The organism is Paraburkholderia franconis (assembly GCF_009362735.1).
GTDB classification, from domain to species: domain Bacteria; phylum Pseudomonadota; class Gammaproteobacteria; order Burkholderiales; family Burkholderiaceae; genus Paraburkholderia; species Paraburkholderia franconis.
This window is the reverse complement of sequence record NZ_WHNP01000034.1, coordinates 43,957-65,149: the sequence shown is the minus strand read 5'-3', so window position 1 is coordinate 65,149 and position 21,193 is coordinate 43,957. Positions and strand designations below refer to the sequence as shown.

The 21,193-nt window shown below is 61.1% G+C and carries 18 protein-coding genes; 15 read left to right on the top strand and 3 right to left on the bottom strand.

The window, feature by feature from the left end; genetic code table 11:
- The first annotated feature begins 51 nt into the window (after nucleotides 1–51).
- The 3 genes from betC (at nucleotide 52) to GCT13_RS29440 (ending at nucleotide 3,999) form a co-directional block, all read left to right on the top strand.
- On the top strand, nucleotides 52–1,593 hold the full coding sequence (betC, locus tag GCT13_RS29450) for a choline-sulfatase (RefSeq protein ID WP_152764089.1): 1,542 nt from the start codon (nucleotides 52–54) through the stop codon (nucleotides 1,591–1,593).
- A 67-nt stretch (nucleotides 1,594–1,660) separates the two neighbouring features.
- A complete protein-coding gene (locus GCT13_RS29445; protein ID WP_152764087.1) occupies nucleotides 1,661–2,626 on the top strand; it encodes a choline ABC transporter substrate-binding protein in 966 nt (321 codons plus the stop codon).
- A gap of 230 nt (nucleotides 2,627–2,856) precedes the next feature.
- Nucleotides 2,857–3,999: a porin gene (locus GCT13_RS29440; protein ID WP_152764085.1), complete on the top strand. Its 1,143-nt coding sequence runs from the start codon at nucleotides 2,857–2,859 to the stop codon at nucleotides 3,997–3,999.
- Between the two features lie 74 nt (nucleotides 4,000–4,073).
- Here the strand turns inward: GCT13_RS29440 and GCT13_RS29435 are convergent, their stop codons facing one another.
- Entirely contained in the window at nucleotides 4,074–5,066 is a 993-nt protein-coding gene (locus GCT13_RS29435) for a GlxA family transcriptional regulator (RefSeq protein ID WP_152764083.1), read from the bottom strand.
- 324 nt (nucleotides 5,067–5,390) lie between these two features.
- Between GCT13_RS29435 and GCT13_RS29430 the strand changes: the two genes are divergently transcribed.
- From GCT13_RS29430 to GCT13_RS29410, 5 genes are all read left to right on the top strand, one after another.
- The gene (locus tag GCT13_RS29430) at nucleotides 5,391–6,353 is read left to right on the top strand and encodes a choline ABC transporter substrate-binding protein (protein WP_152764081.1); all 963 of its coding nucleotides are present in this window, start codon (nucleotides 5,391–5,393) and stop codon (nucleotides 6,351–6,353) included.
- Nucleotides 6,354–6,451: 98 nt separating this feature from the next.
- On the top strand, nucleotides 6,452–7,381 hold the full coding sequence (locus GCT13_RS29425) for a BKACE family enzyme (protein ID WP_152764079.1): 930 nt from the start codon (nucleotides 6,452–6,454) through the stop codon (nucleotides 7,379–7,381).
- 42 nt (nucleotides 7,382–7,423) lie between these two features.
- Nucleotides 7,424–8,389, top strand: coding sequence for an L-carnitine dehydrogenase (locus GCT13_RS29420; protein WP_152764077.1), 966 nt, complete (start codon nucleotides 7,424–7,426; stop codon nucleotides 8,387–8,389).
- A gap of 88 nt (nucleotides 8,390–8,477) precedes the next feature.
- Nucleotides 8,478–8,969, top strand: coding sequence for a thioesterase family protein (locus GCT13_RS29415; protein ID WP_152764075.1), 492 nt, complete (start codon nucleotides 8,478–8,480; stop codon nucleotides 8,967–8,969).
- 52 nt (nucleotides 8,970–9,021) lie between these two features.
- Nucleotides 9,022–10,044: an alpha/beta hydrolase gene (locus GCT13_RS29410; RefSeq protein WP_152764073.1), complete on the top strand. Its 1,023-nt coding sequence runs from the start codon at nucleotides 9,022–9,024 to the stop codon at nucleotides 10,042–10,044.
- A gap of 101 nt (nucleotides 10,045–10,145) precedes the next feature.
- Here GCT13_RS29410 and GCT13_RS29405 read toward each other — a convergent pair whose 3' ends face one another.
- Entirely contained in the window at nucleotides 10,146–10,460 is a 315-nt protein-coding gene (locus GCT13_RS29405) for a DUF3331 domain-containing protein (protein WP_152764071.1), read from the bottom strand.
- A gap of 417 nt (nucleotides 10,461–10,877) precedes the next feature.
- Here GCT13_RS29405 and GCT13_RS29400 point away from each other — a divergent pair, with 417 nt between their 5' ends.
- Complete coding sequence (locus tag GCT13_RS29400) at nucleotides 10,878–11,963, top strand: AI-2E family transporter (protein ID WP_152764069.1); 1,086 nt, start codon at nucleotides 10,878–10,880, stop codon at nucleotides 11,961–11,963.
- A gap of 97 nt (nucleotides 11,964–12,060) precedes the next feature.
- Here GCT13_RS29400 and GCT13_RS29395 read toward each other — a convergent pair whose 3' ends face one another.
- The gene (locus GCT13_RS29395) at nucleotides 12,061–13,164 is read right to left on the bottom strand and encodes an OpgC domain-containing protein (protein WP_152764067.1); all 1,104 of its coding nucleotides are present in this window, start codon (nucleotides 13,162–13,164) and stop codon (nucleotides 12,061–12,063) included.
- Nucleotides 13,165–13,749: 585 nt separating this feature from the next.
- Between GCT13_RS29395 and GCT13_RS29390 the strand changes: the two genes are divergently transcribed.
- The 6 genes from GCT13_RS29390 to GCT13_RS29365 are packed head-to-tail and all read left to right on the top strand — an operon-like array spanning nucleotide 13,750 to nucleotide 21,190.
- Nucleotides 13,750–14,784: a polysaccharide biosynthesis/export family protein gene (locus tag GCT13_RS29390; protein ID WP_407670877.1), complete on the top strand. Its 1,035-nt coding sequence runs from the start codon at nucleotides 13,750–13,752 to the stop codon at nucleotides 14,782–14,784.
- The gene (locus GCT13_RS29385) at nucleotides 14,781–15,221 is read left to right on the top strand and encodes a low molecular weight protein-tyrosine-phosphatase (RefSeq protein ID WP_152764065.1); all 441 of its coding nucleotides are present in this window, start codon (nucleotides 14,781–14,783) and stop codon (nucleotides 15,219–15,221) included. Before GCT13_RS29390 ends, GCT13_RS29385 begins: the two co-directional genes overlap by 4 nt.
- 3 nt (nucleotides 15,222–15,224) lie before the next feature.
- Nucleotides 15,225–17,420 carry a polysaccharide biosynthesis tyrosine autokinase gene (locus GCT13_RS29380; protein ID WP_152764063.1) on the top strand — a complete coding sequence of 732 codons (2,196 nt, stop codon included), beginning with the start codon at nucleotides 15,225–15,227 and terminating at the stop codon, nucleotides 17,418–17,420.
- Nucleotides 17,417–18,541 carry a non-hydrolyzing UDP-N-acetylglucosamine 2-epimerase gene (gene wecB / locus GCT13_RS29375; RefSeq protein ID WP_321574696.1) on the top strand — a complete coding sequence of 375 codons (1,125 nt, stop codon included), beginning with the start codon at nucleotides 17,417–17,419 and terminating at the stop codon, nucleotides 18,539–18,541. The genes GCT13_RS29380 and wecB overlap by 4 nt, the downstream gene beginning before the upstream one ends.
- Before the next feature lie 54 nt (nucleotides 18,542–18,595).
- Nucleotides 18,596–19,840, top strand: coding sequence for a UDP-N-acetyl-D-mannosamine dehydrogenase (wecC, locus tag GCT13_RS29370; protein WP_152764061.1), 1,245 nt, complete (start codon nucleotides 18,596–18,598; stop codon nucleotides 19,838–19,840).
- A gap of 39 nt (nucleotides 19,841–19,879) precedes the next feature.
- Nucleotides 19,880–21,190, top strand: a complete 1,311-nt coding sequence (locus GCT13_RS29365) for a flippase (RefSeq protein WP_152764059.1) — start codon at nucleotides 19,880–19,882, stop codon at nucleotides 21,188–21,190.
- Nucleotides 21,191–21,193: the final 3 nt, after the last annotated feature.

The window sequence follows — 21,193 nt, the reverse complement described above, 5'->3', positions numbered from 1 at the left end:
TGCGTCGCCGCGCAACGAAGCGCAATCCTCTGATTCTAATCCGCCCCGCCCATGAGCCTTAATACAAAGCAGAATATCCTTATCCTGATGGCCGATCAGATGACGCCGTTTGCACTGCGCGCGTATGGCAATCAGGTTTCGCTGACGCCGCGCATCGATGCGCTCGCGAAAGAAGGCGTCGTGTTCGACTCGGCGTATTGCGCGAGCCCGCTGTGTGCGCCCGCGCGTTTTTCAATGATGGCGGGCAAGCTGCCCGCTGCAATCGGTGCTTACGATAACGCCGCCGAATTGCCCGCGCAAACGCTCACGTTCGCGCATTATCTGCGCGCAGCGGGCTACCGGACGATCCTCTCCGGCAAGATGCATTTCTGCGGACCGGACCAGTTGCATGGTTTCGAAGAGCGGCTGACGACGGACATCTATCCCGCCGATTTCGGCTGGGTGCCCGATTGGGAACACCCGGAGGTGCGGCCGAGCTGGTATCACAACATGAGCTCGGTGCTCGATGCAGGCCCGTGCGTGCGCACGAACCAGCTCGATTTCGACGACGAAGTAACGTACACCACGCGTCAGAAGCTCTACGACATCGTGCGCGAGCGCGCGGCGGGCGCCGATGCGCGCCCCTTCTGCATGGTCGCGTCGCTCACGCATCCGCACGATCCCTATGCGATCCCGCAGCAGTACTGGGACCTGTATCGCGACGAACAGATCGACATGCCGCGCGTGACGTTGACGCGTGAGGAGAGCGATCCGCATTCGAAACGCCTGCGCGATGTCTATGAGGCCGACCTGACGCCGCCGACCGAACAGCAGGTTCGCAACGCGCGGCATGCGTATTACGGCGCGCTGTCGTATGTCGATGCGCAGTTCGGCGCGATTCTCGATACGCTCGACGCAACCGGGCTCGCCGACGACACGATCGTCATCGTCACGTCGGATCACGGCGAAATGCTTGGCGAGCGCGGGCTCTGGTACAAGATGACGTGCTTCGAAGGCGGCGTGCGCGTGCCGCTGATCGTGCATGCGCCGAAGCAGTACCGCGCGCATCGCGTGGCCGCATCTGTTTCTCATGTCGATCTGCTGCCGACGCTCGTCGAAATGGCGACGGGCGCACGCGGGACCGAATGGCCCGATCCCGTCGACGGACGCAGTCTGGTGCCGCATCTGCACGACGACGGCGGGCATGACGAAGCGATAGTCGAGTACTTCGCGGAAGGCGCGATTGCACCGCTGCTGATGATCCGTCGCGGCAAGTACAAGTTCATTCATACACCCGTCGATCCCGATCAACTCTACGACCTCGCGGACGATCCGAACGAGCGCGTGAATCTCGCGCGAGAGCCTGCGGCGGCCGCACTGGTCGACGCATTTCGCAAGGAAATCGCGCAGCGCTGGGACGTGCCTTCGCTGCATCGATCGGTGCTCGCGAGCCAGCGGCGCAGGCGCTTTCATTTCGAAGCGACCACGCAAGGCGCGATCCGATCGTGGGACTGGCAGCCATTCACGGACGCGAGCCAGCGCTATATGCGCAATCACATCGAACTCGACACGCTCGAGGCGATGGCGCGTTATCCGCGCGTCGTCGCGCGCTGACCGCGTGCGCGACGGAATGTGCGACACGACACGACCGAACACGACAGACTCACTACGGGAGCCAATGATGAACAGACGCTGGAGAAGTTCGCTTGTGAAGACCACGCTGACGCTCGCAGCGCTCGGCGCGGCCTTGACGGGATCGTCGCATGCCGCAGAGCCGCAAACGTGCACGCAGGTCCGCATGGCCGATCCCGGCTGGACCGACATCGACGCGACGAATGCCGTGGCAGGTGTGCTGCTCAAGGCACTGGGCTATCAGCAGAACGTGTCGAATCTATCCGTGCCGATCACGTATCAGGGCTTGAAGAAAGGGCAGATCGACGTGTTTCTCGGCAACTGGATGCCCGCGCAAGGTCCGCTCGTCAAGCCGTTCATCGACGAGCATTCGATCGACGTGCTGCACGCGAATCTGGTCAACGCGAAGTTCACACTGGCCGTGCCGGATTATGTCGCGGCAGCGGGCGTGCATTCGTTCGCCGATCTCATCAAGCATGCCGATCAGTTCAACGGAAAGATCTATGGCATCGAGCCCGGCGCGCCCGCCAATCAGAACATCAAGAAGATGATCGCCGACAAGGCATTCGGACTCGGTGACTGGAAGATCGTCGAATCGAGTGAAACGGGTATGCTCACGCAGGTCGAGCGCGCGGTACGCGACAAGCAGTGGATCGTGTTCCTGGCCTGGGAGCCGCATGTGATGAACACGAAATTCCATTTGACCTATCTGTCAGGCGGCGATGCGTATTTCGGCCCGAACTACGGCGGCGCGACGGTGAATACGGTCACGCGCGTGGGCTTTGCGGGGCAGTGCACGAATCTCGCGAAGCTCTTTCAGCAGATGACGTTCAACGTCGACATCGAAAACCAGATTATCGCGAATGTGTTGCAAAACAAGGTCGATGTAAATACGGCGGCGATGAATGCATTGAAGGGCAACCCCGCATTGTTAAGCGCATGGCTGAAAGGCGTGACGACCACGAGCGGCGCCGACGGATTGCAGGCTGTGCAAGCACAACTCGGCATCCACTAAAGCGGCATTTTCGGCACTCGAATAGAGGCGCGCGGTTCTGCAATGGAACGCGCGCTTTTGTTTTACAGGGCATGTCGCTGCGAGACCAAAGTGTGTCGTGTTTGGTCGAGTTGCTCGAAATATGGATTTGTACTGTGCGTTGATCGTCGTGCAATTGGCACACGACGCGGAGCCCGCTTCGCATTCCTATACCCCTATATCCTCATAGTCAGGCAAGAGAGAACGACACAATGAAAAAGCTGAATGCCGCAGCACTGACAGGCGTCGCGTTCGCGCTCGCCGGAGTTTCGAATGCGAGTCACGCACAAAGCAGCGTCACGTTGTATGGGATCATCGACGCTGGCATCACGTACGTGAACAACACGGGAGGCTCGCACGTCGTCAAGTTCGATGACGGTATCTCGTATGGCAACCGGTTTGGCATCAAAGGAACGGAGGATCTGGGCGGCGGTTTGCAAGCGGTATTCGTGCTTGAGAATGGCTTTCACCTCGGCAATGGTCAATTGGGTTTCGGTAGCACGATGTTCGGGCGCCAGGCTTATGTGGGTCTCAAGAACCAGTGGGGTACCTTGTCGTTCGGCAATCAGCTGGATATGACGGAAGAGATGGTGTACCTGTACAACGTCTCGGCGTGGGCGAGCGGCTATGCGATTCACCAGGGCGACTTCGACCGGTTCAACGGCGACCGTCTGCCTAATTCGGTGAAGTTCCTGTCGAATGAATTTGCGGGTTTCATGTTCGGCGGCATGTACTCGTTCGGCAATGTCGCGGGCAATTTCCATCAGGACAGCGCATGGAGCGTCGGCGCGCACTATGCGAACGGATCGTTCACGGCGGGCGCGGCCTATACGCAGCTGAACAATCCGCACGGCATCTATGCGTTCGACCCGTACGCGATGCTCGGCGTGCATACGTTTCTGGGCCAGCAAGTGGTTACCGTCGATCCGGCGACGGGCGCGCGAACGGACCTCTTTTCAAGCAATCCGTTTCCTGTCGACAAGCAGGGCACGTTCGGCGTTGGGTCGAGCTATGCGATCGGCAACGTGACACTGATGGGCAACTTCACGTACACGACGATCAAGGGGCTTGGCGTCACGTCGCATATGAAGGTGGCGGAAGGCGGCGCGGACTGGCAGGTCACGCCGGCGTTCAGTGTAATCGGTGGCTATCAGTACACGAACTTCGAAGGCCATCACTGGAATCAGGGCTCGCTCGGCGCGCATTATCTGCTGTCCAAGCGAACGGACGTGTATATCTCGGGTGACTATCTGAAGGCTTCGAATGGCGTCGATGCGGTGATCGGCTATAGCTTCACGCCATCGACGACGACGACGCAAGCCGATGTGCGGATCGGCATGAGGCATTCGTTCTAAATCTGTTTGTCCGCGACGGCCTTTCAGGTTCTTCCTTTTAGGATCTTTTGGACCGTCGCGGACATACGCCTGCTTCAAGGCAAAGCATTCTCCCGCGTCGTACTCACCACTCCGCCGGCACTCGGACGTATCGGCCTGCGATCATCGCGCGGGCTTGCTCCGAACCTCGCGCGATAAGTTCGCGAAAAATGCGATGGCGATTCGAAGCCACACGCAACGCAAATCGCCGTAATCGACATATCGGTTTGCCGCAAAAGCTCTCGCGCGCGATCGAGCCGCAATTGCAGATAGAAATGCGTTGGCGTGTCCTTGAGCGACGAGCAGAAGAGCCGCTCCAGCTGTCTGCGCGTGACGCCGATTTCCTGCGCGAGATCGGCGGGCGTCAGCGGCTCTTCCATATTCTGTTCCATCACGCCGATCACCTGAATCAGCTTGCGGTTGTGCACGCCATAACGCGCGGCAATTTCCATTCGCTGATGATCGGAGCGCTGACGTATGCGGCTCACCACGAACTGCTCGGAGATCGACGAAGCGAGCGCCGCGCCGTGGCTGCGCGAAATGAGGTCGAGCATCATGTCGATCGATGCCGTGCCGCCCGCGCACGTAATGCGCCGTTCGCCGATTTCGAATAGCTCTTCGCTCGCCTGGACGGCCGGATAGCGCTCGCGAAACGCGGAGAGCGCTTCCCAATGCAAGGTTACGCTGTCGGTTGGGCGCAGCAGGCCCGCTTCCGCGAGGATGAACGCGCCCGTGTCGATGCCGCCGAGCGTCGCGCGCGCACGGTCCAGACGCTTGAGCCAGTCGCCGAGCGCACGGCTGTAGCAGACAAGCGGCTCGAAACCCGCGACTACGAAGACTGTTTGCGCGTGATCGACATCGGCGAATGCGCTTTCCGCGTTCAGCGAAATGCCGTTGCTCGCGGCGACGGGTGCGCCGTCCACACTCAGTATGTGCCAGCGATACAGGTTCTCGCGGAAGCGGTTCGCGACGCGCAAAGGCTCGATGGCCGACATGAAGCCGATGGCCGAAAAGCCCGGCAGCAGCAGGAACGAAATGTCTTCGGGCATCGCTCGATTCTTTTCGATGTCAGGTTAAGCGGATTCGTCGAATCCGGCGAGCGTAGCAAGGGTCATGCTATGCGGCAAGCCGCGCCAAAAATCCGCGTCGCGATTGCGCGGCGCACAAATGAGCGCCCACGGCGCGCACAGCAAGTTGCATGCTGGTTTTCCCTCATGGTCGCGCGCAAGCAAGAACGGGTCGCTGGCGGTCGATTTTGGGGAAATATGGGCCTGTACCTTTGCTTCACACCAGTTGTTTTCGGGTCGTCTCACCAGCCGCCCATGTTGCGGGCGTTCAAGGACACGCTGCGAATCGTGTCGAAGGGGATCGTCATGAAGTTGTGCATCAAAGTCGTTACCGCATGTATTGCCGGCCTTGTCACGGGCCTTCTCGCGACGCTGTCGCAGTCCGCGCTCGCGCAAGACCCGCCGAGTTGCCGCGCCGTCCATTTCGCCGACATCGGCTGGACCGATATCACATCGACGACGGCGCTCGCGTCGACGGTATTCGAAGGGCTCGGTTACCAGCCCGTGACGACGGTCGCCTCGGTGCCGATTTCCTTTGCCGGACTGAAGAGCAAGCAGCTCGACGTTTCGCTCGGCTACTGGTGGCCCGTGCAGGAAAAAGCGATCGCGCCATTCGTCGAATCGAAGTCGATCAACGTGTTGCAGCCGCCGAATCTGACGGGCGCTAAAGCCACGTTCGCCGTGCCGACCTATGAATACGACGCGGGACTGAAGACCTTTGCTGATATCGCAAAGCATCGCGCGGAACTCGACGGCAAGATCTACGGCATCGAGCCGGGCAGCAGCGCGAATGCCGCGATCCAGAAGATGATTGCGACCAATCAGTTCGGACTCGGCGGCTTCAAGCTGGTCGAATCGAGCGAAGCGGGCATGCTCGTCACCGTCGAGCGCGCGGTTCGCGAGAAGAAGTGGGTCGTCTTTCTCGGCTGGCAGCCGCATCCGATGAACATTCAGATCGACATGAAGTACCTGAGCGGTAGCGACGGCGTATTCGGTCCCAACGACGGCGAAGCGCGCGTCTATACGCTGACGTCGCCCGACTTCCTGACGCGTTGTCCGAACGCAGGAAAGCTCGTCAGCAATCTTCGCTTTACGACGCAAATCGAAAACGTGGTGATGCAGTCGGTGATGAAGAAGGAGAAGCCTTCCGATGTCGCGAAGGCCTATCTGAAACAGAACCCGCAAGTACTCGATCAATGGCTGGCCGGCGTAAAGACGTATGACGGCAAGGACGGTTTGCCCGCCGTCAAGGCTTATCTGGGTCTTTAAGCCAATGTCTTTAAATCGCGATTGCTAAAACTCTGTCTTTACGGCACGACAAGTACTTTTTCGTTCCGACTCTTTCGTTCTAACAGGAATTTGCACGCATGAATCATGAAGTGATCGTGACCTGCGCCGTCACGGGTGCAGGCGATACAGTCGGCAAGCATCCCGCCATTCCCGTCACACCGAAACAGATCGCCGATGCGGCGATCGAAGCCGCCAAAGCGGGCGCGACGGTCGCGCACTGCCACGTGCGCGATCCGAAAACGGGACGCGGCAGCCGCGACCCGAATCTCTATCGGGAAGTCGTCGACCGTATCCGCTCGGCGAACACGGACGTCATCATCAATCTGACAGCGGGTATGGGCGGCGATCTGGAGATCGGGCCCGGCGAAGATCCGATGCGCTTCGGCGCAAATACCGATCTCGTGGGTGGCCTGACGCGTCTTGCGCACGTGGAAGAACTGTTGCCGGAGATCTGCACGCTCGATTGCGGGACGCTCAATTTCGGCGACGGCGACTATATCTATGTATCGACGCCCGCTCAATTGCGTGCGGGCGCAAAGCGCATTCAGGAACTGGGCGTAAAGCCCGAGCTGGAGATCTTCGATACGGGCCATTTGTGGTTCGCTAATCAATTGCTCAAGGAAGGGCTGCTCGATGCGCCGCCGTTGTTCCAGTTGTGTCTCGGCATTCCGTGGGGCGCGCCCGCCGATACGACGACGATGAAAGCGATGGTCGACAACCTGCCGGACGGCGCGCAATGGGCGGGCTTCGGCATCGGGCGCATGCAGATGCCGATGGTCGCGCAGGCGATGCTGCTGGGCGGCCACGTGCGTGTCGGTCTCGAAGACAACATCTGGCTGGACAAAGGCGTGCCTGCCAGCAACGGTTCGCTCGTCACGCGCGCGATCGAGATCATCGAGCGATTGGGCGGCCGCGCGCTCACGCCCGCCGAAGGCCGCAAGAAGCTCGGCTTGCGGGCGCGCGGCGAACGGCTGCTCGAAAAGCGCGCGGTCGAACAGTTCGCGTGAAGTTCAGATAGGGCTTTGCACAATTACAGAGGATCGTCGGCAATGGCAGTCGTTACCAACATCAAGACATTTGCAGCAATCGGCGCGGGCGTGATCGGCAGCGGCTGGGTTGCGCGCGCGCTCGCGCACGGGCTCGACGTGATCGCGTGGGACCCGGCTCCGGGCGCGGAGAAACAGTTGCGCGACAACGTCGCGAACGCATGGCCCGCGCTCGAACGCGTCGGGCTCGCGGAGGGCGCCTCGCAGGACCGTCTGCGGTTCGTGGAGACGATCGAGGCGTGCGTCGCGGATGCCGACTTTATTCAGGAGAGCGCGCCCGAGCGCGAAGAGCTGAAACTCGCGCTGCACGAGCAGATCAGCCGCGCGGCGAAGCCCGATGCGATCATCGCGTCGTCGACGTCGGGTCTGTTGCCGACCGACTTCTATGCACGCGCATTGCATCCCGAGCGCTGTATCGTCGGGCATCCGTTCAATCCCGTGTACCTGTTGCCGCTCGTCGAAGTGGTGGGAGGCGAGTGCACGGCGCCTTCGACCATCGATGCCGCGTCGAGCATCTATCGTTCGCTCGGCATGCGGCCGCTGCATGTGCGCAAGGAAGTGCCCGGCTTTATCGCCGACCGTTTGCTCGAAGCGCTGTGGCGCGAGGCGTTGCATCTCGTCGACGAAGGCGTCGCGACGACGGGCGAAATCGACGATGCGATCCGCTTTGGCGCAGGCATTCGCTGGTCGTTCATGGGGACTTTCCTCACTTACACGCTCGCAGGCGGCGACGCGGGCATGCGCCATTTCATGCAGCAATTCGGGCCCGCGCTCGAATTGCCGTGGACCAAGCTCGTCGCGCCGAAGCTGACGGATGGGCTGATCGATCGCGTCGTCGACGGCACGGCGGAGCAGCTTGGTCCGCGCTCGATCAAGCAGCTCGAACGCTATCGCGACGACTGCATCACGAACGTGCTGTCCGCGATTGCCGACGCGAAAGCGCGGCACGGCTTGCATCCCGACGAATAACGTCGCGTAATATGGCTGCACGCGCGGGGCATCGATGCGAGATGCCCCGCGCTTACGAACAACGTTCAACGCGACGGAGACAATCGCCATGCCGCGACACGCGGAATTGCCTGCGTATCACGACGTCGTGCGCGCCGAATGGGTCGACTACAACGGCCATCTGCGCGACGCGTTCTATATGCTGATCTTCAGCTTCGCCACCGATGCGCTGATCGAGCAGATCGGCCTCGACGACACCGTGCGTAAGGCGCGCGGCCGCTCGATCTATACGCTCGAAGCGCACATCAATTATCTGCAGGAAATCAAGGAAGGCGCGCAAGTGCGAGTCGAGATGCGCGTGCTTGCGCACGACGCGAAGCGCATGCACCTGTACCTCGAAATGTTCGCGGACGAGGGCAACGAACCCGTCGCGGCGGGCGAACAGATGCTGCTGCATGTCGATACGAGCGGGCCGCGTTCCGCCGTATTCGATAGCGATGTCGAGGCGCGCGTGCGTGCGCTCGTCGACGCGCAGGCTGCGTTGCCCGCAGCGCAGTACGCTGGCCGTGTGATCGGTTTGCCCGTGCAGACGCGCAAATGATGCATCGGCATTCGCGCGCATAATCGGGCAACGCACAAACGGAGTGCACGTCATGCTCGAACCTGAAATCGTGGCATTCGTCGAACGGACGAAAGCGCTTTATCCGGGCGACCGCTCGGCATCGACGGTCGTCGAGCAGCGGGCGATGTACGAGCGCCTCGCCGCCGCATTCACGCCGCCGTTACCCGATGGCGTGCGCACGCACGATGCGCCGTTCACATCGCCCGATGGCCACACTTTCATGCTGCGTCTCTATGCGCCTGCCCAACGTGAGCGGTGCGAGCGGTCGCCGGGCATGGTGCTTTATTTTCACGGCGGGGGATTCGTGGTCGGCTCGCTCGCGAGCCACGATCTGATCACTGCGCGCATCGCGGCGGATACGGGCCTGTGCGTGATCGCCGTCGATTACCGGCTTGCGCCCGAGCATCCCGCGCCCGCCGCTCACGGCGATTGCTTGGCCGTCACGCGTGCCGCGCTCGATGGGCGCTTGCCATTCGGTCCGCTGCCGACGTCGCTGCAACTTGCGGGCGACAGCGCGGGCGCGACGCTCGCGGCGAGTGTCGCGATGCGGTTGCGCGACGAAGGCGTGAAGGGCGTACGCGGTCTCGCTCTGGTTTATCCGATGTTGGGTGTCGAACCGCAATCGCCCGCGCGCGAGACGGAAGCCGAGGCGCCGATGCTCACGCTCGCCGATGTGCGGCGCTACAGCGCGACGTATTGGGGCGATGAAGGGGGCAACCGAGCGAGCAACGAAGCGGGCAACGCGGACAGCGCGGACAGCGGCATCGGCGGCATGCGCGCGAGCGTTTCGGCGCATATCGCGTGGACGATTCCGCTCGAAGCATCACGTTATGATGGATTGCCGCCGACGCTTGCAATAGGCGTCGAGCACGATCCATTGCGCGACGATGCACGCGTGTTTGCAGAACGCATCCGCGCGGCGGGCGGGCAAGCGCACGCACCCGTCGGCAAGGGCCTTGTGCATGGCTCGTGGCGCGCGCTTGCGACGAGTCCCGGCGTGCGATGGATGCACGGCGAGGTGTGCCGCTTCCTTGCCGATCATGCAGCGGACTAGCGGATGCAACAACGGCCTGTCGCGCGCGATCTTTTTGCGTGCGATGCTGCTGCTGGTTCTGTCCAGGAACCTTTGAATCCGATTGTTGCGTGAAGCGCCGGTTATGCGGCGAGCGCGTGCTCGAGTTCTTCGGCGGCGAGTGCGTGTTCGAGCACTTCGGCCGCGATCATCGCGGATGCATTGGCGGGAGCGGGGCGTTCGGCCGGCTTGAAGACGGCGTCGCCGCGGCGGATCTTGCGGCGCGATACGGCGCAGGTGCCGGACGAGTGCGCCGAGCGGCGGCGCCAGCGCTGCTCGCCATAATGACAGCGGCCCGGCTCGACCCAGCGAATGATTAGCGTTGTGTCAGAGTGCTCGAGTATCTCGATGCGCAACCCGTTGGCGCCTATCAACGGTAAACACTCCAGGGTCGTCATGGTCGGCTCCGTAGTTGTGGTGTGTGCCGAATTTAGTCCCGCGCGCGCGTGAGAGCCATTGTGCGGGCGTAGAAACACTGTTCCCGATTCCGCAATAATGAGATGGCGGGTATGTATGCGGACGGTAATAGGCCGTTTCGCGGGCTGTTATTGCCATTACATGCAAATCTGCAACGAACTGTTGTATCAGCGGCAGAAAAGGGCGGGGTCGCCGGGCAGCGTGGATGGGCGCGTGCGGCATCCCTTATGATGTGCGCCTCGACAGGGCGACGCCGCACCGGAGGTGAGCTCGATGCAGGTATCCCGCGTGCTCGCTGCCATGGTCTGTGCAGGCTTCGTCCTCTATTCGCGCTATCTTTGAGCGGGCAGGCCGCTCATGCGGGCAGCCCACGCACTCCGCTCATTCTACGAGGTCACATGAATCAACGTCCGCCAGATGTCCCATCCGAGGCCGACGCGCCCGATCGCCGCAAGGTGCAGCGCGTGGCCTCGGCCACGCTCTATGCCGTGATGGTCGTGCTGGCGATCTGGGTAATTCGCGACTTCGTGCCCGCGATCGCGTGGGCTTGTGTGATCGCGATTGCGCTGTGGCCGGCATTTCATCGGGTCGAACAACACGACTTCTTCAAGGGACGCACGACGCTGATCGCGACCGTGCTGACTATTGCCATTGGATTGCTGTTCCTGTTGCCCGTCGGGATCGGCATCGCGCAGGCCGCGAACGAAGCGCACGACGTGATCGAGTGGTTGCGCACCGTGCACGAAAACGGCATTCCCGTGCCTGATTTCGTGCGGCATCTGCCGTTCGGCGCGACGCAGATCGGCGCGTGGTGGGAGGCGAATCTCGCGCAGCCGCTGCGCGACTCGCCCGCGATGAAGGGCCTGCACAGCGATGCCGTCGTGACGTTCGGTCGGCATTTCGGCGCGCGCGCCGCGCATGCGCTGATGCTGTTCGGCTTCATGCTCGTCACGCTGTTCGTGATCTTTCAGGCAGGCCCGAGGCTGTCAGGCTCGCTGATGAAGGGCGTCCAGCGCGCGTTCGGTCACGAAGGCCTGCATCTCGTCGAGCGGATGGCGGCGGCCGTGCGCGGGACGGTGTCGGGGCTCGTGGTTGTCGGCATCGGTGAGGGCGCGCTGCTGTTCGTCGCCTACATGTTGACGGGCGTGCCGCACGCTGCGCTGCTCGGGTTCGTCACGGCGATCGCCGCGATGCTGCCGTTTTGCGCGCCTGTCGTATTCTGTGGCGCGGCGCTGTGGCTCTTCATCATCCAGGGGACGATCGTCCCTGCAATTGCGCTTGCCGTGTTCGGCTTTATCGTCGTGTTCGTTGCCGAGCACTTCGTGCGCCCTATGTTGATCGGCAATTCGACGCGGCTGCCGTTTCTGCTGGTGCTGTTCGGGATTCTCGGCGGCGCGGAGACGTTTGGCCTGTTAGGTCTGTTCGTCGGCCCCGCGCTGATGACGGTGCTGATGGTGCTGTGGACCGAGTGGATCGAGCGATGATCCGTTGATTCGCTTCCGCGCTTCTGCCGCGAGTGGGAGCGCGTTCGTGATACCGCTTCGAGTGGTGGTGGCGTGCGTGACTGCGTGATCGGTCCGATCAGGCGGGGCCCGAGCCGCGTAGGCGCAAGGTCAGCACGCGCGAGACCGGCACGGACACTCTGGCGACCGCGAACAGCGAACCGATCGCGACGGCATCGGCGATCAGGCCGAGCGGGACATTCAGATAGCCGTCGGTGGCTGTGTACAACAGCGAATCGACGACCAGCGATATCACCGTGCCCGCGATAAAGCACAGCAGGCCTTTGCGGCCCACGAGCCCGATCCACGGCAGACGCTGCGCGATCGCCTTTGCCCAGCCGATGCGCACCATGTTCGCGGCGAGCCACGCAATCGCGAGAAAGTTCACGGCGCGCAGCCACGACAGATTCTGCTTGAGGCTGCCATCGAGCGGCGCCGTTTCGACGAACAGCTTGTACCCGGCGGCCGCTCCGACCACGGCGCACGCGAGCGCCGTCACGATCCAGCCATGGCGGTGCGCGCTTGCGCGCTGATAGACGGGCTGCGTCTGCGCGATCACACCGAACACGAACATCAACTGCCATGCAAACGGGTTGAAGTCCCATTGCGCGTCTTCGGCGACGGGCAGATGCGGCAGCATCCACGGCGCAATCGACCACACGGCGAGACTGCCCGCGAGCAGCAGCCACGGCCTGCTTCGCGCGAGCGGCAAGACGACGGGCACAGCGAACGCGAAAAACGCGTACATCGGCAATACGGACGCGAGATAAGGCTGACGGCGGAACAGCAGGATGTCGCGCAGCACGGCCGCGGGCGTGTCCATCATGTCGTCGAGATCGGTCGTGGTCATGTTGGGTGCGTCGATGCTGAACGCGCTCATCACCGCGCTCGCGACGAGCATCAGGACGGCCGTGATCAGAAATGCCCTATACAGCTCGAACGAGCGCCGGAAGAAACGGTTGCGCGCGTCGGCTTCCGTGTGGCGCTTCGCGAGCGACGCATAGGCCGTCGCCGTCGCAAACCCGCCGAGGAAGACGAAGACTTCGGCTGCGTCGCACAGCGCATATGCATGCAGCGTGGCGCGCGACAGGATGCTGCCGCCGATATGGTCGACGACGATAAACAGAAGAACCAGTCCTCGGAAGAAGTCCAGCTCGATCAGACGGGCTTTTGATGTCTGCATGCGTGTGATGGCAAAGCGCCTCCACGAAACGGTGCGCGGGCGGCGCGCAGCGCGGTTTCGGTGAGGCGGAAGCGGAGGGGGGCTTGCGTGTGCGTGCCTGGCGCGCGTTCGCGGAATGGCCTGACGGCGCGAACGCGCAGCGGTTCGTGGCGGCGCTGCTGACCTCTTTCTGCATTGGGCGCCGACCACTGAATCGCCCGCACGATCCGAAATGGACCGCCATTATCTCTCAGAGTTCCTCCTGGTTGCGTTTTTGTTGGGAAGGTGGTGATGCGGGGTGGGTATCGCGGGTCCGAGGGCGGTGTCCGCCAACAAAAATGAGATGAGGGGTTGGCGAAAACGGTTCGGGTATTGGCCGGAAGGATGGGGGAATGGGTCGTACGCTTGGCGGCTCTTTTGAGCAGGGGGCTCTTACGGATTTTCCTGATGGCAAGTCATCAGAAAGCAGGCGGTGCTGGAGTTCATGTCGAGCAAGTTTGATCTATGTTGAAAATTATCAAGGAAAGATGCATTGCTTCCAGTCGCGTCGCGCTGGTGGCGATGTGCGTGCTTCTGCCGGCGTGTACCGCTGCTCCCGGTATGCACATGAACGTGCAGGCACCCGTCGCGACGAACAGTACGGAAAGCGCGCAACCTCAAGCGTCGGTTGTTACGGTCAATGAGATTGATACATCGTTGCTGAAGCGACTGCGCGAGCAGACCACGGCAAGCGACGCGTCGGCCCTGTTCGCGGCTCCACGTCCCTATCAGCTCGGCATCGCCGACGTTCTGCAGATCACCGTGTGGGACCATCCCGAACTGGCAGCCGCACTGGGCGCGCCTGCCCAGGCGCAGCTTCGTCCGGCCGATGCACCCGCAGGCTTTGTCATCGATCAGTCGGGCGACATCCAGTTTCCCTATGCGGGCACGTTGCACGTGGCCGGTCTGCGCGTGGAGCAAGTGCGCGACCTCCTGACGCGTCGGCTGTCGAACATGTTCCGCAATCCACAGGTCACGGTGCGTGTCGCGTCGTTTCGTTCGTCGCAGGTGTACGTCGACGGCGAAGTGCGCGCACCTGGCGCTCAAGCGATCAACGATGTTCCGATGACGCTGTACGAGGCGATCAGCCGGGCGGGCGGATTCACGGCAGCCGCCGACGAAAGCCGGATGACGCTCGTGCGTGACGGGGGCCGCTATCTGATCGACATGGCGAAGATGGTTTCCCAGCGACAGAACCCTGCCAGCGTCATGCTGAAGAGCGGAGACCTGTTGCGCGTCAGTTCGCGCGACGAAAACGGCGTGTTCGTGATGGGCGAAGTGAATCGTCCCACCACGGCTGTTCCGATGAAGTCTGGCGGCCTGACGTTGAGCGACGCGCTCTCGCAGGCGGGAAGCATCAACGTGGCAAGCGCAAATGCCACGCAAATGTACGTGATCCGCAACGCAATGGGCGATACAGCCGAGGTGTATCACCTTGATGCGCAGTCGCCTGTCGCGATGGTGCTCGCCAATCAGTTCGAGTTGAAGCCGAAGGACGTGGTCTACGTCGACAGCACGGGCCTCGCGCGTTTCAGCCGAATCCTCAGCCAGTTGCTGCCCGCAATCAACGCCGGTCTGACGGCTGCTGTGGTGACGAAATGAGCGGACATATCTTGATGGTTTGTACAGGTAACGTCTGCCGCAGTCCGATTGCTGCTGCCTTGCTGATTCAGTCGATGCCGGGCGTCGCGACGCTTTCGGCTGGCACGCACGCGCTGGTCGGGCGAGGTGCCGACCCGCTCGCAATGGCATTGATGCAAGAACGCGGGATCGACTTGAGCGCACATGTGGCCACGGCACTGAGCGATGCCCATGTGCGCAACGCGAACCTCATTCTCGCGATGACCCGTGCACACCTCACGTGGCTCAAAACCCTATATCCGGAGGTGAAGGAGCGCGTCCACCTGCTTTGCGAAAACGACGACACGGACGTCGTCGATCCGTATCGCCGCACCCGCTTCACGTTCGAACTTGCCACGTCGCAGATCGAACATGGTCTCTCACATTGGCTCGATGCCATCCGCACCCTTTCCGCGTGATTCATGACTCAGCAAGTGCCATTATTGACTGCCCCGTTGCATGCGTCGGATGAAATCAACCTGTCCGAAATCGTCACAGTGCTGCGGGAAAACGGCTGGCTCATATCGATCGTGACGGCGGCGGCGCTCGTGGTCGGTACGGCGTACGCGTTCGTCGCGACGCCTGTGTACCGGGCGGACGCGCTCGTGCAGGTTGACGACAGTTCGAGCATCCTCAACGACAAGCTTGGCGACCTTGCCGCGATGTTCGACGGCAAGGCCACTGCCGACGCGGAGATAGAGTTGATCCGTTCGCGCCAGGTCGTGGGCGATGCCGTGCGTCAACTGCACCTCGATATCGACGCAAGGCCGCATTATTTTCCGCTTGTTGGCGAGTGGATAGCCCGGCGCATCGCACCCGGCGAGGCGAGGCCGCCGCTTGGATTGAAGCAGTTCGCATGGGATGGCGAGCGCATTTCGGTCGAGCAGTTCGACGTGCCAGCGTCGCTCTATAACGCGACATTTACGCTCGTTGCGCAGGCGGATGAAACCTGGCGGCTCCTGAAAGACGGGGACACGGTGTTGACGGGCAAAGCGGGCGTCATCGCACACGGCGCTGTTCAGGAAGGTCCGCTTGCGCTCAAGGTGAGCCGCATCGTTGCACACGGCGGGACCGAGTTCCTGCTTTCGCGTGCATCAACGCAGCAGACGGTGCAGAACTTGCAGAAAGTCCTCGATGTGAAGGAAAAAACCAAGCAGTCCGGCATTATCGCGGTGATGCTGGATGGCGTCGACAGTGATCTGACGACGCAGACCGTCAACGCAATTGTGCATCGATATGTGCAGCAGAATATCGACTGGAAGTCAGCGCAGGCGGCCCAGATGCTCGATTTCCTGAGCGGCCAGCTTCCGCTGATTCACGCGGAACTGGACAAGGCCGAGCAACGCTACAACGAATTCAGAAATCGAAAACGCACAGTTGATCTGGAAGCGGAAAGTCGTCTTCTGTTGCAGTCCATCGTCGATGGCAAGACGCGTATTCTAGCCTTGCAGCAACAGCGCGACGAACTCGTCCAGCGCTTTGCGGACGGACACCCCTCCGTGACAGCAATTGATGTGCAACTGGCCGATCTGCGTAAGCAGCAGCAAATGCTCGACGCACAGGTCGCCGCACTACCGGACACGCAGCGTACGGCGCTGGGACTGGAGCGCGATGTCGAGATCAACACTCAGCTCTATACAAAGCTGATGGATAGCGCACAGCAGTTGCGTGTCATGCGAGCAGGGCAGCAAGGAAACGCGCGCATCGTCGACCTTGCAGTCGTCGCGGAGAAAGCCTTCTGGCCAAGGAAAGGTCTGGTTATGGCGACCTCGTTCCTACTGGGACTGCTATTGGGTGTTGGCGGCGTTTTCGTGCGTCGTTCGTTCCGTCAAGGTATCGAGACGAGTGTCGAAATAGAACAGGTAACGGGCATTCCCGTATACACCATCATTTCGCGTAGCGAGCGGCAACTGAAGTTGCAAAAGAGCGCAAGCAGCAAGGAGCGGGGCATGCGTGTACTTGCCGTGGACGCGCCTCAGGACGTCGCCGTGGAAGGCATTCGAAGCCTTCGCACGGCGTTGCAGTTCCAGATGACGAGAGCACGCAACAACATTGTCATGATCACGGGACCGCGTCCGGCAGTCGGCAAATCCTTTCTTGCAATCAATCTGGCCGCAGTACTGGCGGTTGCGAATAAGCGTGTGCTGGTGATTGACGCCGATCTGCGTCGAGGGAGCATGGAGGATCACTTCGGCGTCAATCGCGGACCGGGCCTCGGCGATGTGCTGGCAGGAACTGCACCTGACAAGGTGATCCGCCGCAATGCGTTACCTAACCTGGACATCCTCCCACGCGGGGTGGGCACCCCCAATCCGGCAGAAGCATTGATGGGCGAACGTTTTGCCGATGCAATGAAGCAGTTCTCGAACGAATACGACATCGTCATCGTTGATACGCCGCCTGTGCTTGCCGTGACAGATTCGATGCTGATCGGCAAGCACGCTGGCACGACGCTGCTTGCGACGCGCTATGGCCTGCATTCCGCGTCGGAGCTTCGCGAGACCGTGCGTCTGCTTGGCAGCGCCGGCGTGACGATTTGTGGCATCACACTCGGCGACGTGCCTCCCAGTGCGACTGCGTATGGCACGTTCTCGTCCTATGAGAGTGTCGCGCCGTGAAGAAAAGGATTCTTTTGACGTTCGGTACGCGTCCCGAAGCGATCAAGATGGCGCCGCTCGTGAAACGTTTTGCCGCGAGCGCAAGCATAGATTGTTTCGTGTGCGTGACGGGGCAACATCGAACGATGCTCGATCAGGTGCTCGATCTCTTCAGGATTCGCCCGCATTTCGACCTCAACGTGATGAAGCCCTCACAGGATTTGTACGACGTGACATCGTCGATCATGCTGGGCATGCGCGACGTGCTCAAGGACTGCCGGCCTGACATCGTACTCGTTCACGGCGACACGACGACGACGATGGCGGCGACGCTCGCCGCGTTCTATCAGCGAGTGCCTGTCGGTCACGTCGAGGCGGGTTTGCGTACGGGCAACCTGCTTTCGCCGTGGCCAGAAGAGGCGAACCGGAAACTCACGGGTGCACTTGCGGACATTCATTTCGCACCGACTCAGCGCGCGCAGCAAAATCTCATCGCCGAGAACGTGCCCAATTCGCGAATTGTCGTGACGGGGAACACGGTGATCGACGCATTGCTCGACGTGCTCGGAATGTTGGCGCGCGACCCGCAGCTATGCGCGGTTGTCGACCAGCAGCTTCCCTCGTTGCCTGCAGACAGACGTCTACTGCTGGTTACAGGGCATCGCCGCGAGAGCTTTGGACTCGGTTTCGAGCGCATATGTTGCGCGCTTGCGCAAATCGCGCAACAGCGTCCGGACATCGAGATCGTGTATCCGATGCATCTGAATCCCGCAGTGCGGGAGCCTGTCAATCGTCTGTTGAGTGGCATTCCAAACGTGCAGTTAATCGAGCCGCTCGACTATTTACCCTTTGTCCGCTTGATGGACCGTGCACATCTGATTCTCACTGATTCCGGTGGAGTCCAGGAGGAGGCGCCGTCTTTGGGCAAGCCAGTGCTTGTGATGCGTGACTCGACGGAGCGACAGGAAGCCGTCGATGCCGGCGTGGTGAAACTGGTGGGCACGGACGGACAGATGATCGTGAGGACTGCAATGCAGCTTCTGGACGACGAAGGTTTGTATGACGCGATGCGTCGTGGAGGTAATCCGTACGGCGACGGGCGCGCGTCTGAGCGCATTGTCGAGACGCTCGAGCGGCATTGAAGCGTCATGCGACCTGTTTTCAACGATCAAACTGAGGAATAAGGGCAGCGGCCCATGGAATTTGAAACTATTTCTGTTGTAGGTCTTGGCTATATCGGTTTGCCGACGGCGGCTGCATTTGCAGCAAGGCGAAAGCGCGTCATTGGGATCGACGTGAACCAGCATACCGTTGATACCATCAACCGCGGAGCGGTTCACATCGTCGAACCGGATCTCGACATGCTGGTTCACGCAGCGGTCACGCAAGGATATCTGCGCGCGACGACAACACCAGAGCCGGCAGACGCATTTCTGATTGCAGTGCCGACACCATTCGCGGATGGTTTCAAGCCGGATTTGACTTTCATCGAAGCGGCTAGCCGAGCCATCGCACCGGTGCTGAAGAAGGGTGATCTCGTGGTCCTCGAATCAACGTCGCCGGTGGGTGCGACTGAGCAAATGGCCGTGCGGCTTGCCGAGTTGCGTACGGATCTGACGTTTCCGCAGCAAGCCGGCGAGGGCTCGGATATTCGCATCGCGCATTGTCCGGAACGCGTGCTGCCAGGCCATGTCATTCGGGAACTCATCGAGAACGACCGGGTGATCGGAGGGATGACACCCAGATGCGGCGAGGCGGCTCGAGATTTGTATCAAAGCTTCGTGCGCGGCGAATGCATCCTGACCGATGCGCGGACAGCCGAAATGTGCAAGCTCACGGAGAACTCGTTTCGTGACGTGAACATTGCATTCGCAAACGAACTCTCGATGATTTGCGACAGGCTCGATATCAACGTGTGGGAACTGATCAGGCTCGCGAACCGGCATCCGCGCGTGAGTATCCTGCAGCCGGGGCCGGGCGTGGGAGGGCACTGCATCGCGGTCGATCCCTGGTTCATTGTCGATTCGGCGCCGGAACAGGCGCGCCTGATCCGCACCGCGCGCATGGTGAATGACGACAAGCCGAGGCACGTGATTGAGCGTGTCGAGCGCGCGGCGAGGCGCTTCAGAGAACCGGTCATTGCGTGCCTCGGGCTGGCATTCAAGGCGAATATCGACGATTTGCGCGAGAGTCCAGCGGTTGAGATCGTGCGGCGTCTTTCGGAGCGCTTTCCCGGCCAGGTGGTTGCGGTGGAGCCGAACATTCGCAAGTTGCCCGATGTGCTGAAGGAAGCCGTGCCGCTTTGCGACATGCATGACGCGCTGACCGAAGCCGATATCGTGGTGATTCTTGTCGATCACATGCAATTCAAGCAGGTTGATCCGGTCAAGCTGCAGGCGAAGGTCGTCATCGACACGAGGGGGGTGTTGGCGCATGGCTAGGTCGAATCGCCGACAGGAGTCGGGCGTTCGGGGCGTTTGATGACTGACACAGCTCGGTCCGATACGGTGCCCAGCGGGAATCCACAGGACAGGCGGATTCTCGTGCGGAATTTAATGGTAATGATGGTGTGGCAGACGGGCAACTATCTGGCGCCGCTGATGACCTTCCCCTATCTGACCCGCGTGCTGGGTCCGGTCAATTTCGGCGTGCTGGGCTACGCAACTGCGATTGCAACCTACGGCGCGTTGGTCACGGAATGGGGATTCTTTTTGAGCGGCCCACGAGCGGTGGTCGAGTGTCGTGAGAACCCAGACGCTTTGAATGAACTGATCTGGTCGACGATTGGCGCGAAAGCTTGTCTTTGCGCGTTGTCGTGTGCCGGTTTGTGGATCGTGCTGCATGCCGATGAACACATCGCATCGGCACGGCCGATCGTACTCGCATCGTGGCTCATGGTGGTCAGTAACGTATTCACATTGAACTGGCTGCTGCAAGGGTTGGAGCAGTTCTCACTGTTCACCGTAGTATCGCTCGCCGGCCGCTTCGTGACGTTGCCACTGACTTTCCTCTTCGTGCATCGCGAAGAGGATGTGGCGGCCGCCGCGGCGATACAGGCGTCGGCAGCGGTCGTTACCGGCGCATTTTCAGTGTGTGCTGCATGGCGGCTTGGCGTGATGAAGCGGCCCCGCACGTCCGTTTGCGCGATTAGGCGCCGTATTTGCGAGAGCACTGAATTGTTCGTCTCGTCCGCGTCGGTGAGCCTGTTCAGTACAACCAACGCGGTCATTCTGACTTCGTTGGTCGGATCGTACCAAGCGGGTATCTATGCGGCTGCTGACAGGATCAAGACCGCGGCCAACATGGTTCCCGCCCAGATCAACACCGTCCTTTATCCGCGCATAGCAGCGCTGTTGATCGAGCGCAGGCGTACAGCAGCGAAGCTCGCCGCCGTTGGCGCGGTAGCAACAGTCATGACGACAGCGGGCGGGGTAGCGGTGTTCTCGTTCCTCTCCGAGCCATTCACTGTGCTCTTACTCGGCAGGAAATTCATCGACTCGGCGTCGGTGCTCAAGATACTTTGTTTCGCCACACTGTTCGGCAACCTGGCCTACTTTCTCGGCCTGCAAGTGCTCATTCCGTTCGGCGCGAGCCGCATGCGCTCGTTGGTTATGCTGGTTGCGGGTTGCTTGAACGTCGTGCTGGCGCTTATCACGGTTCCGCGTTTTGGCGCTGAAGGTGCCGCAGCCTCTTTCCTCATCTCCGAAATCGCAATACTCGCCGCGTACCTCGTGATGATCGTGCGCAAGCCTGAGATACGCGCACATTTTCTGCAATTGTTGCATCGGTGAAAT